At 54.6% G+C, this 1579-nt stretch carries 1 protein-coding gene; it reads left to right on the forward strand.

The features are described from left to right. A partial coding sequence (locus VES88_02365; GenBank protein HYN80316.1) for a prolyl oligopeptidase family serine peptidase occupies positions 1-1579 on the forward strand: 1579 nt, incomplete at both ends.

The raw sequence follows: 1579 nt of genomic DNA on the forward strand, positions 1-1579 counted from the left end.
TTTGCCGCCGCTCATTGATCGTGAGATTTTTTTCGGCAACCCGGAGATCGCGGGAGCGCAAATCTCGCCCGACGGCAAGTACATCTCGTTTCGCAAGCCGTACAAAGACACGATGAACATCTGGGTCAAGCGCGCCGACGAACCGTTTGAACGCGCGCGACTAATCACGAACGAAACGAAACGCCCGATTCGCAATTATTTTTGGTCGCGTGACGGCAAACAAATTTTGTTCGTCAACGACTTTGACGGCGATGAGAATTTCAACGTCTACGCCGTCGACCCGGCGGCAACTCCGGCGGCGGGCGCGGAAGTTGGGGCATCGCGAAACTTGACGGATCTGAAAAAAGTGCGGGCGTTCATCTACGAAGTGCCGCGCAGCGAGCCGGATGCGATTTACGTTGGGCTAAACGACCGCGATGCGCGGTGGCACGACCTTTACAAGGTCCGCGTTTCAACCGGGGAGCGTCAGCTGATCCGGCAAAATACCGACCGCTTTGACGGCTATCAATTCGACAACGCCGGCAAACTGCGCCTCGCCACCCGAATCCCGGAAAACGGCGACACCGAGCTTTTACGACTTGACGCCGACGGCAAAGTGTCGAAAGTTTATTCGTGCAATGTTTTCGAGACGTGCTATCCGGTCCGTTTTCATAAGGACAACCGGCGTGTCTATATGGTCACTAACAAGGGCGACGTTGATTTGATTCGCCTGGTTCTGCTCGACCCGGAAACCGGCAAAGAAGAAGCGGTTGAGTCCGACCCGATGAACCGCGTTGATTTTGGCGACGTGCGCTATTCCGACGTGACCGACGAAATAATTTACACGACTTACGACGACGACAAGCCGCGAATTTATTTCAAAGACAAATCATTTGAAGCTGATTACAAACTTTTGCGAAAGCAATTGCCGAACAAAGAAATCGCCTTCGGCTCGTCAACTAAAGACGAGGGTATGTGGATGGTCACGGCTTGGAGTGACACCGAACCGGGCGAAACGTATCTGTTGGACCGCAAATCGAAAAAGTTGACGAAGCAATACAGCGTTCGCCAAAGACTTCCGCGCGAACACCTGGCGGAGATGCGCGTGGTCCGCTACAAATCTTCGGACGGCATGGAGATTCCGGCTTACTTGACCTTGCCGAAAGGCGTTCCGGCGAAAAATCTACCGGCGATCATCACTCCGCACGGCGGGCCTTGGGGGCGTGATACTTGGGGCTACAGATCTTACGCGCAGTTCGCCGCCAATCGCGGCTACGCCGTGTTGCAGCCGAACTTCCGAGCTTCAACCGGCTTCGGCAAAAAGTTTCTCGATGCCGGAAACAATCAATGGGGCGATAAGATGCAGGACGATTTGACGTATGGCGTCAAATATCTTGTTGAACAAGGCATCGCCGATCCGAAGCGCATCGGCATCTGGGGCGGCAGCTATGGCGGTTATGCGACGCTCGCGGGCATCACGTTCACGCCGGATTTGTACGCGGCGGCGGTCGCCGAAGTCGCGCCGTCGAACTTGATAACTTTGCTCGAAACGGTTCCGCCGTATTGGGAAAGTTTTCGTGTCGTCTTTTACAAACGAATG

Source organism: Gemmatimonadaceae bacterium (assembly GCA_035633115.1).
Taxonomy (GTDB): Bacteria; Gemmatimonadota; Gemmatimonadetes; order Gemmatimonadales; family Gemmatimonadaceae; genus UBA4720.